Below are 11,280 nucleotides of genomic sequence, written 5' to 3' on the forward strand. Positions count from 1 at the left end.
ACCGTCCGGCGACGACGCCGGCCAGAGACAGGACCAGCACCATGACCAGCAAGAAGACCAGCGCCTCCCAGCGCGCCTCCCGGGAGTCGGCCCGCAACCGGCCGGCGTCCGGCCGCCCCGAGGACGAGCGGCTGCCCCTGGGCAGCACGTTCGCCTACGGCTTCCAGCACGTCCTGACCATGTACGGCGGCATCATCGCACCGCCGCTGATCGTCGGCGCCGCGGCCGGAATGTCCGCCCAGGACATCGGCCTGCTCATCGCGGCCTGCCTGTTCGTCGGCGGGTTCGCCACCATCCTGCAGACGGTGGGGATCCCGTTCTTCGGCTCCCAGCTGCCGCTCGTCCAGGGAGTCTCCTTCGCGGGCGTCTCCACCATGGTCGCGATCGTGCACGGCGGCGGAGGCATCCAGTCCGTCTTCGGCTCCGTGATCGTCGCCTCCCTGGTGGGCCTGGCCATCACGCCGCTGTTCTCGAAGATCATCAAGTTCTTCCCGCCCGTCGTCACCGGCACGGTCATCACCACCATCGGCCTGACGCTCATGCCGGTCGCGGCCAACTGGGCCATGGGCGGGAACTCCTCGGCGGAGGACTACGCCAGCGTCGCGAATATCGGGCTCGCTGCGGCGACCACCGCCGTCGTGCTCCTCCTGAGCAAGATCGGCAACGCGGCCATCTCCCGCCTCTCCATCCTGCTGGCCATGGTGATCGGCACGCTCATCGCCCTCGCGACCGGCATGGCCGACTTCTCCAAGGTCGGCGAGGGCGCGATCGTCGCCTTCCCCACGCCGTTCGCCTTCGGCGCTCCGACGTTCGAGCTCGCCGCGATCATCTCCATGCTGATCGTCATCCTGGTGACGCTGACGGAGACCTCCGCGGACATCATCGCCGTCGGCGAGATCACCGGCTCCAAGGTCGACTCCAAGCGGATCGGCAACGGCCTGCGCGCCGACATGCTCTCCTCGGTCCTCTCGCCCGTGTTCAACTCCTTCACCCAGAGTGCGTTCGCCCAGAACGTCGGCCTCGTGGCCATCACGGGCATCAAGAGCCGGTTCGTGGTCAGCGCCGGCGGCCTGATCCTCGTGATCCTCGGCCTGCTGCCCATCCTGGGCCGCGTGGTCGCTGCGGTGCCGACGCCCGTGCTCGGCGGGGCCGGCGTGGTGCTCTTCGGCACGGTGGCCGCCAGCGGCATCCGGACCCTCGCCAAGGTCGAGTACCGGAACAACATGAACCTGGTCATCGTGGCGACGTCGATCGGCTTCGGGATGATCCCCATCGCCGCCCCGCACTTCTACGAGAACTTCCCCACCTGGTTCGCCACGATCTTCCACTCCGGCATCAGCTCGGCGGCCGTCATGGCGATCCTGCTGAACATCCTGTTCAACCACGTGAAGAAGGGGAACTCGGAGAACCAGTCCGTGTTCGTCGCCGGGACCGACCGGGTCGTCACCGACCAGGACGTCGCGTGCCTGTCCGAGGGAGACCGGTTCGAGGGCGGCCGGCTGATCGACTGCGACGGCCGGGAGGTGCCGATCAAGTCCACCGCGGGCGAGCACTAGCACCGAGCAGCACCGAGCGGGGCCGAGCAGGGCCGAGCAGCACCGAGCGGGGCCGAGCAGCACCGAGTAGAACGACCAGTGGCGAGCAGGAAGGCGGAGATCATGCTCCGGACACAGCAGCGGGACCCCGGCCTTCCGGGATCCCGCTGCCGTGCCCTGGTGGGGGATGGATCAGACGCGTGCGGCCGAGAACGGCCAGCCGGTGACCTGCTTGGGCCGCGGCGGCGCATAGGTGCGGACCTTGGAGGTCGAGAGGCCCAGCCGGACCAGGCCCTCGGCGATCGCCACGGCGGCGCGGACGCCGTCGACGATCGGCACGCCGGTGGCGGCGGAGACGGCCTCCTCCAGCTCGGCCATGCCGCCGCAGCCGAGGCAGATCACCTCGGCGTGGTCGCGCTCCACGGCCTCGCGCGACTGCGCCACGATCGCCTCGACGGCGCGCTCCGGCGAGGACTCGAGCTCGAGGACGCCGAGCCCGGAGGCCCGGACGGACGCGCACCGGGCGTCGAGGCCGGCGAGCTTGAGCCGGTCCTCGATCAGCGGGACGGTCCGGTCCAGGGTGGTGACCACGGAGTACTTGTGGCCCAGGTACATCGCGGTGGAGGCCGCGGCCTCGGTGATGTCCACGACCGGCACGTCGAGCAGCTCCTGGAGCCCCTCGCGGCCGTGCTCGCCGTAGCCGGCCTGGATGACGGCGTCGTACGGCTCCGGGTAGGACGTCACGACGTCCATGACGGCCAGCGCCGCCAGGTAGGACTCGAAGTTCCCCTCGCAGGAGTCCGCGCCGAAGCGCGGGGTGAGGCCGACGATCTCGGTCCCCGGGGAGGCGACGGCCCGGGCCGAGGCCGCGATGGCCTCGGTCATGGACTCTGTGGTGTTGACGTTGACGACGAGAATGCGCATGCGGTGCTCCTAGTGGGTGCTGGCGACGGCGATCGGCTCGCCGGAGACGTCGGTGACGGCGGCGCGCCGGTCGGCGACCACCAGATAGACGAGTGCTCCGAGTCCGGCCCCGATGAACCAGGAGAAGGACGAGACGACGGCGAACGCCGGGACGAAGGCCAGGAGCATGGCGATCACGGCCGTGGGGACGAGGGCGGCGACCGCCCGCGGGTTGAAGCCGCGCTTGAAGTAGTACTCCGACGCCGGCCGGTCGCGGTAGAGGTCCGGGACGTTCACGCGGGCGCGGCGCAGCAGCCAGTAGTCGGCCATGATGATGCCGAACAGCGGGCCGAGGAGCGCGCCGAGGCCGCCCAGGAAGTACGTGATGACCACGGGCGAGTTGTAGAGGTTCCACGGCAGGATCAGGAGGCCCAGGATGCCCGAGACCAGGCCGGCCCGGCGGAAGTCCAGGACCTTCGGGAAGAGGTTGGACAGCGCGTAGATCGGGGCCACGAAGTTCGCCATGAGGTTCACGGCGATGGTCAGGACCAGCAGGGCCAGGCAGGCCAGCACCAGGAAGAGCGTGTTCGGGACCGTCTGGACGATGTCCGCGGGGGACTCGATGACGGTGCCGTTGATCTTGAACTGGGCGCCGGCGAGGACCACCACGATCGCCCCGAAGAGCAGCATGTTGATGGGGATGCCGTAGAAGTTGCCGCGCACGATCGAGCCCTTGGAGTGCGCGCCGCGGGTGAAGTCGCAGAAGTTCAGCACGAACGTGCCGTAGATCGAGACCCACAGTGCTGCGCCGCCGAGGATGGCCAACCACATGTCCACGCCGGTCTTTGAGTCGGGCGTGCTCCAGGCGATCGAGCCGCCGGCCTCGACGAACATCCACACGGCGAGGGCGGCCATGGTGACCAGGATGACCGGCCCGGCGAACGCCTCGTACTTGCGGATCATCTCCATGCCGTAGCTGACGATGACCAGCTGCAGGGCCCAGAGGAGGACGAAGGAGATCCAGCCCAGGGCCGAGAGGCCGAGGTAGTCGCTCTGGTCGAGGGCGGCCGCGCCGGGGATCACGGCGACGATCATGATGCGGAAGACGACGGAGGCCAGGTAGGTCTGGATGCCGAACCAGGCGATGGCGACGGCGCCGCGGATCAGCGCGGGGATCTGGGCGCCCCGGATGCCGAACGCGATGCGGCTCATGACGGGGAACGGGACGCCGGTCTTCTCGCCCATGAAGCCGGAGAGGTTCAGCAGGACGAAGAGGAAGGCGCCGCCCAGTCCGAGGGCGAGCAGGATCTGCCAGCCGCCGAGGCCGAGGGCGAAGAGGCCGATCGCGAATGCGTAGTTGCCGAGGCTGTGCACGTCGTTGGCCCACAGGGTGAAGATGCTGTAGGCGCGCCAGGTGCGGCCCTCCCGCTTGGTCGGGGCGAGGTCCTGGTTGTAGAGATCGGGGCTCAGGTCGAAGGGGTTGTTCTCGCGGACGGTGCCCGTGGGGCTGCCCGGGTCGACGCCCGGGGTGTTCGTCACGGCGGCCGCCGGACCGGCGCCGGTGCCGGTGGGCGGGGAGATCGTTTCGTCGGTGGCGCTCATAGCAGGCCTTCTGTCATGCCGCAGCTGCGGCGAGTGGGGGAGTAGTTTTCACAGCACGGAAATAAGATTCCGCGCGACGTGGGATTAAGTAACGCCCATCACACGGGCCGTGTCAACCACTTCTCGCATCGCGACAATGATTCGTCGCATCGCGAGAGCGAGCCCCTTGACAGGTGTTCCGGCCCACACCTACGCTTCTCGTAATGCAGAATAAGGTTTCCACGATCAGGAAACCCGGCGAAACGAAGGGAACCGCGATGTCCTACACCGTGAACTGCTCGATCCTCCTGACTGAGCTGCCGCTGCTGGAGCGCCCGGCCGCGGCCAAGGCGGCCGGTTTCGACAAGGTCGAATTCTGGTGGCCGTTCGCCGAGTCGGTCCCGGCCGACGGCGAGATCGACAAGTTCGTCGGCGCGCTCAAGGACGCCGGCGTCCAGCTGACCGGCCTCAACTTCAACGCCGGCGACATGCCCGGCGGGGACCGCGGCCTCGTCTCGTGGATCGGCCGCGAGGACGAGTTCCGCGCCAACATCGACGTGGTCGCCGCGATCGGCGAGGCCACCGGCTGCCGCCACTTCAACGCCCTCTACGGCAATCGGCAGGACGGCCAGGACGCCGCCGCGCAGGACGCGCTCGGCGTGGAGAACCTGGTTCTCGCCGCCCGCGGCGTGGAGCGCATCGGCGGCACGGTCCTGCTGGAGCCGGTCTCCGGCACGGAGGCCTACCCGCTGAAGACGGCGCAGAACGCCCTGGACGTCATCGCCAGGACCCAGGAGGCCGGCGTCGACAACGTCCGCCTGCTGGCCGACTTCTACCACCTGTCCGTCAACGGCGACGACGTCAGCGCCGTCGTCGAGCAGCACGCACCGGTGTTCGGCCACATCCAGATCGCCGACAACCCGGGCCGCGGCGCCCCCGGCACCGGCACCCTCCCGCTCGGCGAGTGGGTGACCCGCAGCCGCGAGCTCGGCTACGCCGGCCCGATCGGCCTCGAGTACAAGGCCGCCCGCGAAGACGCCTTCGGCTGGCTCATCCGCCAGCCCGCCTGAGCCAACAACGAATTCTCCAAGGAGCTGAACATGAGCAAGAACATCGCTTTCATCGGACTGGGCATCATGGGTCTGCCCATGGCGAAGAACCTGGTCTCCGCCGGGTTCAACGTGACCGGCTACAACCGCAGCCCGGGCAAGGCCGCCGAGCTCGAGGCCGCCGGCGGCAAGGCCGCCGCCAACATCGGTGAGGCCGTCGCCGACGCCGACGTGGTCATCACCATGGTCCCGGACTCGCCGGACGTCGAGGCCGTCGTCACCGGCGAGAACGGCGTCTTCGCCAACGCCAAGGACGGCGTGCTGTGGATCGACAACTCCACGATCCGCCCGGACGTCGCGGTCCGCCTGGCCGAGGAGGCCCGCGCGGCCGGCGCCCGCCCCCTGGACGCCCCGGTGTCCGGCGGCGAGGCCGGCGCCATCGACGGCGTCCTGTCCATCATGGTCGGCGGCGAGAAGGCCGACTTCGACGCGGCCGCGGACGTCTTCGCGGCCGTCGGCAAGACGATCGTCCACGTCGGCCCCGCCGGCTCCGGCCAGACGGTGAAGGCCGCCAACCAGCTCATCGTCGCCGCCAACATCCAGGCCCTCTCCGAGGCCGTCGTCTTCCTCGAGGCCTACGGCGTGGACACCTCCGCCGCCCTGTCCGTCCTCGGCGGCGGCCTGGCCGGCTCGAAGGTCCTGGACCAGAAGGGCCAGAAGATCCTGGACCGCAACTTCGATCCGGGCTTCCGCCTCGCCCTGCACCACAAGGACATGGGGATCGTGACCTCGGCGGCCCGCGAGGCCGGCGTCGTGCTCCCGCTCGGCGCCATCGTCGCCCAGCTGGTCGCCTCGACCGTCGCCACCGGCGACGGCGGACTCGACCACTCCGGCCTCTTCCGCGGCGTCCAGCGCGTCTCCGGCAGCCTCGCCGACGCCGCCACCGAACCGACCCCCACCACTGCCTGAGGCCGGACCCCAGGTCCGTCCCAGCACCAAGGAGCACCCCATGACCCGCATGCGCGCAGTAGACGCCATCACCCTGATCCTCGAGAAGGAGGGCGCCACCGAGGCCTTCGGCCTCCCCGGCGCCGCCATCAACCCGCTGTACTCGGCGATGAAGGCCCACGGCGGCATCCGCCACACCCTCCACCGCCACGTCGAGGGCGCCTCGCACGCCGCCGACGGCTACTCCCGGGCGACCGGCGGGATCGGCATCTGCATCGGCACGTCCGGCCCGGCCGGCACCGACATGATCACCGGCCTGTACGCCGCGATCGCCGACTCGATCCCGATGCTCTGCATCACCGGCCAGGCGCCGACCTCCGTGCTGCACAAGGAGGACTTCCAGGCCGTGGACATCGAGTCCATCGCCAAGCCGGTCACCAAGTTCGCCGCGACCATCCTGGAGCCGGGCCTGGTCCCGGGCTACTTCGCCAAGGCGTTCCAGGTCATGCGCTCCTCGCGTCCCGGCCCGGTCCTGCTGGACCTGCCGATCAACGTGCAGCTGGCCGAGATCGAGTTCGACATCGACGCCTACGAGCCGCTCCCCGCGCTGCGCCCCGAGGCCACGCGCGGCCAGGCGGAGAAGATCGTGGACCTGCTGGTCGCGTCCGAGCACCCGCTGCTCATCGCCGGCGGCGGCGTCATCAACGCCAACGCCTCCGACCTGCTGGTGCAGCTGGCCGAGGAGCTGAACGTCCCGGTCTCGCCGACCCTCATGGGCTGGGGCGCCATCCCGGACGACCACCGCCTGCAGGCCGGCATGGTGGGCATCCAGACGCACACCCGCTACGGCAACGACACGTTCCTGGCCTCCGACTTCGTGCTGGGCCTCGGCAACCGCTGGGCCAACCGCCACACCGGCGACCTGGACACGTACCGCCAGGGCCGCACGTTCGTGCACGTCGACATCGAGCCGACCCAGATCGGCCGCGTGTTCGGCCCGGACCTGGGCATCGTCTCCGACGCGGGCGCGGCGCTGGAGCAGATCCTCGCCGTCGTCCGGGAGCGCCGCGCCGCCGGCACCCTGCCGGACTACTCGGCCTGGGCCGACGAGTGCACGGCCCGCAAGGGCACCGGGCACCGGAAGACCAACTTCGACAACGTGCCGATCAAGCCGCAGCGCGTCTACCAGGAGATGAACGCGGCCTTCGGCCGGGACACCACCTACGTCTCCACGATCGGCCTCTCGCAGATCGCCGGCGCCCAGATGCTCCACGTCTACGGCCCGCGCCAGTGGATCAACGCCGGCCAGGCCGGCCCGCTGGGCTGGACCGGACCGGCCGCCCTCGGCGTGGTCCGCGGCAAGCCGGACCAGACCGTGGTGGCCCTCTCCGGCGACTACGACTTCCAGTTCATGATCGAGGAGCTGGCCGTCGGCGCGCAGTTCAACCTGCCGTACATCCACGTGGTGGTGAACAACTCGTACCTGGGCCTGATCCGCCAGTCCCAGCGGCCGTTCGAGATGGACTACCACGTGTCCCTGGCGTTCGACAACATCAACTCCCCGGAGACCAACGGCTACGGCGTGGACCACGTCAAGGTCGCCGAGGGCCTCGGCTGTAAGGCCGTCCGCGTGGAGGACCCGGCGGAGCTCGCCGCGGGCTTCGCGGAGGCCGGCCGCCTGGCGCAGGAGCACCGCGTGCCGGTGGTCGTCGAGGTCATCCTCGAGCGCGTCACCAACATCTCGATGGGTGCCTCGCTGAACGCGGTCAACGAGTTCGAGGAGCTCGCGGGCTCGGCCGAGGACGCCCCGACCGCGCTGGTGCCGCTGGCCGCCTCCCTCACGGACGTCGTGGCCGAGCCGGTCGGCGCCGGGGCCTGAGGCACTCCATGTACGTGCTCATCGCTCCGGACAAGTTCAAGGGGACCCTCGCGGCGGCAGACGTCGCCGCGGCGGTCGCCGCCGGCCTGGCCGAGGTGCTGCCCGGGGCGAGGATCGCGACCATCCCGGTGGCCGACGGCGGCGAGGGAACCGTCGCCGCGGCCCTCGGGGCCGGCTACACGGAGGTCCGGCGCACCGTCGCCGGGCCCCACGGCCGCCCGGTCGAGGCGGCCCTGGCCGTCCTCGGCGAGACGGCCGTCGTCGAACTCGCCGCGGCCTCCGGCCTGGACCTGGTGCCGGAGGCCGAGCGGGACGCCCGCACGGCCAGCAGCCGCGGCACGGGCGAGCTCGTCGCCGCCGCGCTCGACGCCGGTGCCCGCCGGATCGTCCTCGGTGTCGGCGGCAGCGCCTGCACCGATGGCGGCGCGGGGCTGCTCTCGGCCCTCGGCGCGCGCTTCCTGGACGCGTCAGGAGCCGTGCTGGACGACGGCGGCGCAGCGCTGAACCAGCTCGCCTGCGTCGATCTCTCGGGCCTGGACCCGCGGATCGAGAAGGTGGACTTCGTCCTGGCCAGCGACGTCGACAACCCGCTGCTCGGGGAGCGCGGCGCCGCTGCGGTCTTCGGACCGCAGAAGGGTGCGACGCCGGAGATCGTCGCCGAGCTCGAGTCCGGGCTCGCGCAGTTCGTGGAGGTCTTCGAGCGCGTCGCCGGCCCCGAGCGGGCCGGAGCCGCCGCCGAGCCGGGTGCCGGCAGCGCCGGGGGCGTCGGCTTCGCGGCACTGGCCGTGCTGCGGGCGTCCCGTCGCCGCGGCATCGACGTGGTCATGGAGCTCACCGGCTTCACGGCCGCGCTGGACGGCGCCGACGCCGTCGTCACCGGCGAGGGCCGGCTGGACACGCAGACCCTCGAGGGGAAGGCGCCCGCCGGCGTCGCGGCCGCGGCGGCCGCGCGCGGCATCCCCGTCTACGCGGTCTGCGGCCGCCTCGACCTCGATGCGGACACCCTGGCGGCCGCCGGGATCGGCGCCGCGATCGCCCTGACCGACGTCGAGCCGGACGTCGCCACCTGCATCGCCCGTCCCGGGCCCCTGCTGCAGGAGGTCGGCGGCCGCATCGGGCGCGCCCTTGAGCAGCGCGTCCCGACCACTGCATGATTTGAGCACCGGCCCGCCCCGGCGGGTCCAGACACGAAGGAGACAGCCTTGAGCATCGACAGCAGCGCCGCGTCCGCGGCCACCGTGCCGGGTTCCGGCGACACCGCGTTCGACCTGGTCGTGCGCGCCGAGCGGATCCTCACCCCGGACGGCATCGTCGCCGGCGAGGTCGGCATCCGCGACGGGCGCATCGCCGTGGTCGAGCCGCACGGCAGCGGCCTCACCGGCACCGAGACCGTGGAGCTGGGCGCCGAGCAGGTCATGATCCCCGGCCTCGTGGACACCCACGTGCACGTCAACGAGCCGGGCCGCACCGAGTGGGAGGGCTTCGACTCGGCCACCCGCGCCGCGGCCGCCGGCGGCGTGACCACGCTGATCGACATGCCGCTGAACTCCATCCCGCCGACCGTGGACGTCGCGGCGCTGGAGGAGAAGAAGGCCGTCGCCGCACCGCAGTCCCACATCGACGTGGGCTTCTGGGGCGGCGCCATCCCGGGCAACAAGGCGGACCTGCGCCCGCTGCACGAGGCCGGCGTGTTCGGCTTCAAGTGCTTCCTCCTGCACTCGGGCGTGGACGAGTTCCCGCACCTGACCGCGGACGAGATGGAAGAGGACATGGCCGAGCTGGCCACGTTCGACGGCCTGATGATCGTCCACGCCGAGGATTCGACGACGATCGACAGCGCACCGCAGGCCGAGGGCGACGCGTACGAGCGGTTCCTCGCCTCCCGCCCGCGGGAGGCGGAGAACATCGCCATCGCCGAGGTCATCGAGCGCGCCCGCCGCACCGGTGCCCGGGCCCACATCCTGCACCTGTCCTCGTCCGACGCGCTGCCGATGCTGGCGCAGGCCAAGCGCGACGGCGTGCGCCTGACCGTGGAGACCTGCCCCCACTACCTGACCCTGCTGGCCGAGGAGATCCCCGCCGGCGGCACCGCCTACAAGTGCTGCCCGCCGATCCGCGAGGAGGCGAACCGGGAGCTGCTCTGGCAGGGCCTGGAGGACGGGACGATCGACTTCATCGTCTCCGACCACTCGCCGTCCACCGTGGACCTCAAGCACGTGGACACCGGGGACTTCGGCACCGCCTGGGGCGGCGTCGCTTCCCTGCAGCTCGGGCTGTCCCTGATCTGGACCGAGGCGAAGAAGCGCGGCATCGCGCTGGAGCGCGTGGTCCAGTGGATGTCCTCCAACCCGGCACGCTTCGCCGGGCTGGAGCGCAAGGGCCGGATCGAGCCGGGCGTCGACGCCGACTTCGCGGTCTTCTCCCCGGAGGCCTCGCAGCTCATCGACGTGACCCGCCTGCACCACCGGAACCAGATCTCGCCGTACGACGGCCGCGAGCTGGTCGGCGAGGTGTCCGGGACCTGGGTCCGCGGCGAGAAGGTGGACTTCCAGACCCCGCGCGGACGCCTGATCCGCCGCGGCGAGGCCTGAGCCTCACGAGAACTCCGCGGCCGGTGGCTTCGTGTCGTCGCCGGCCGCGGTAGCGGGGACCGTCCGCGGTCCCCGCGCACCCGGCGCGCTCTGCTCAGCGCGCCGGCCAGGGCGGAGGGGATCGCCGGCCCCTCCGCCCGGCAGAGCGACCAGCGCCCACCCCGGGACGGACGGGGTGGGCGCTGGTTTTTCTACTGTGCCGGACTAGACGCCGAGCAGGTCCCGCAGGCGCGAGACGTGCCCCTGCGCGGCGACGTTGTACTCGGCGTGCTGCACGCGGCCGTCCGGTCCCACCACCACGGTGGTGCGCAGGACGCCGGTGGAGCGCTGCCCGTTGAACTCCTTCTCGCCGTAGGCGCCGTAGGCCTTCGCGACCTCCGCGCTCTCGTCGGAGAGCAGCGGGAACGTCAGTGCCTCGTCGGCGGCGAAGGCCTCGATATCGTCGATCGGATCCGGGGAGATGCCCACGACGTCGTATCCCGCGCCCTGCAGGGCCGAGAGGCTGTCGCGGAAGTCGCAGGCCTCGGTGGTGCAACCCGGGGTGGCGGCCTTGGGGTAGAAGTAGACCACGACGCTGCGGCCGGCGAAGTCGGTCAGCGATGCCGTGCCGCCGCGGGCGGTGGGGAGTTCGAAGTTCGGCGCCTGGTCGCCGGGCGAGAGCCGGTGCTGCTGGTCTGACATGGAGGACTCCTCGGGTTGCTTATTCCGTCATGCGATAACGCTTTCTCATGATACGAACTGCGCCCGATGAAGTACAGGCAAGATCATCCTGAGGGTGGATCATTCCGGGGGAG

Annotated in this window: 9 protein-coding genes; 6 read left to right on the forward strand and 3 right to left on the reverse strand. The window is 71.0% G+C overall.

Annotated elements, in window-relative coordinates; genetic code table 11:
* The first annotated feature begins 41 nt into the window (after window positions 1–41).
* Window positions 42–1,556, forward strand: a complete 1,515-nt coding sequence (locus ABD784_RS10505) for a nucleobase:cation symporter-2 family protein (RefSeq protein ID WP_344884047.1) — start codon at window positions 42–44, stop codon at window positions 1,554–1,556.
* A 171-nt stretch (window positions 1,557–1,727) separates the two neighbouring features.
* On the opposite strand, the gene ABD784_RS10510 is transcribed toward ABD784_RS10505, so the two are convergent.
* Complete coding sequence (locus tag ABD784_RS10510; RefSeq protein ID WP_344884050.1) at window positions 1,728–2,459, reverse strand: aspartate/glutamate racemase family protein; 732 nt, start codon at window positions 2,457–2,459, stop codon at window positions 1,728–1,730.
* Window positions 2,460–2,468: 9 nt separating this feature from the next.
* Window positions 2,469–4,040, reverse strand: coding sequence for an NCS1 family nucleobase:cation symporter-1 (locus tag ABD784_RS10515; RefSeq protein WP_344884053.1), 1,572 nt, complete (start codon window positions 4,038–4,040; stop codon window positions 2,469–2,471).
* A gap of 257 nt (window positions 4,041–4,297) precedes the next feature.
* Here ABD784_RS10515 and ABD784_RS10520 point away from each other — a divergent pair, with 257 nt between their 5' ends.
* From ABD784_RS10520 to allB, 5 genes are read left to right on the forward strand one after another with little or no spacing between them, the layout of a single operon-like run.
* Entirely contained in the window at window positions 4,298–5,089 is a 792-nt protein-coding gene (locus ABD784_RS10520) for a hydroxypyruvate isomerase family protein (protein ID WP_344884632.1), read from the forward strand.
* A 30-nt stretch (window positions 5,090–5,119) separates the two neighbouring features.
* Window positions 5,120–6,037 (forward strand): 2-hydroxy-3-oxopropionate reductase, encoded by a 918-nt coding sequence (locus ABD784_RS10525; RefSeq protein ID WP_344884056.1) that lies wholly within the window; start codon window positions 5,120–5,122, stop codon window positions 6,035–6,037.
* Window positions 6,038–6,077: 40 nt separating this feature from the next.
* A complete protein-coding gene (gene gcl, locus ABD784_RS10530; RefSeq protein WP_344884059.1) occupies window positions 6,078–7,895 on the forward strand; it encodes a glyoxylate carboligase in 1,818 nt (605 codons plus the stop codon).
* Between the two features lie 8 nt (window positions 7,896–7,903).
* Entirely contained in the window at window positions 7,904–9,049 is a 1,146-nt protein-coding gene (locus ABD784_RS10535) for a glycerate kinase (RefSeq protein WP_344884062.1), read from the forward strand.
* 48 nt (window positions 9,050–9,097) lie between these two features.
* Entirely contained in the window at window positions 9,098–10,486 is a 1,389-nt protein-coding gene (allB, locus tag ABD784_RS10540; protein WP_425582963.1) for an allantoinase AllB, read from the forward strand.
* Between the two features lie 204 nt (window positions 10,487–10,690).
* Here allB and bcp read toward each other — a convergent pair whose 3' ends face one another.
* On the reverse strand, window positions 10,691–11,167 hold the full coding sequence (gene bcp / locus ABD784_RS10545; RefSeq protein WP_344884065.1) for a thioredoxin-dependent thiol peroxidase: 477 nt from the start codon (window positions 11,165–11,167) through the stop codon (window positions 10,691–10,693).
* Between the last annotated feature and the right edge of the window lie 113 nt (window positions 11,168–11,280).

The organism is Zhihengliuella alba, from assembly GCF_039538765.1.
Taxonomy (GTDB): Bacteria; Actinomycetota; Actinomycetes; order Actinomycetales; family Micrococcaceae; genus Zhihengliuella; species Zhihengliuella alba.